Source organism: Aneurinibacillus aneurinilyticus ATCC 12856, from assembly GCF_000466385.1.
Taxonomy (GTDB): Bacteria; Bacillota; Bacilli; order Aneurinibacillales; family Aneurinibacillaceae; genus Aneurinibacillus; species Aneurinibacillus aneurinilyticus.
The window spans coordinates 1-381 of the sequence record NZ_KE952674.1 but is presented as its reverse complement, the minus strand read 5'-3'; the positions used below and the strand labels follow the sequence as shown (position 1 = coordinate 381).

Below are 381 nucleotides of genomic sequence, written 5' to 3'. Positions count from 1 at the left end.
GCCTTTCTTCACGGCATCATTCTTTGCGAAGGGCGTGTCAATATCAGCCAAATTTGCAGATTGACAAACCATGATCGCGACCTTAGCTGTATGACTCGCTTTTTACAGGAATCGCCGCCGTGGTGTTCAAAGCACGTTACGAAGCAACGGCTTTCCTGTTTGATGGAAACCATTCGCCAGACACGAGCCAAACGAGGAGATACACGCCCGATCACGTTTTTGATTCTGGACGACACACAATGTAAAAAGACGAAATCGTACAATACAATACAACCAACAAACCAAACACTAAAAAACTTGACAAAAACGCTTGATAAACTTTCAAAGGCTTATTCCAACTTGAACGCTGAGGAGGAATGAGCCTTTTTGTATGTCAAAAGC

The 381-nt window shown here is 43.6% G+C and carries 1 protein-coding gene; it reads left to right on the top strand.

Annotated elements, in window-relative coordinates; all coding sequences use genetic code 11:
* Positions 1 to 360: transposase (locus HMPREF0083_RS28935; RefSeq protein WP_040301213.1), on the top strand; the 360-nt coding region annotated here is incomplete at its 5' end.
* Positions 361 to 381: the final 21 nt, after the last annotated feature.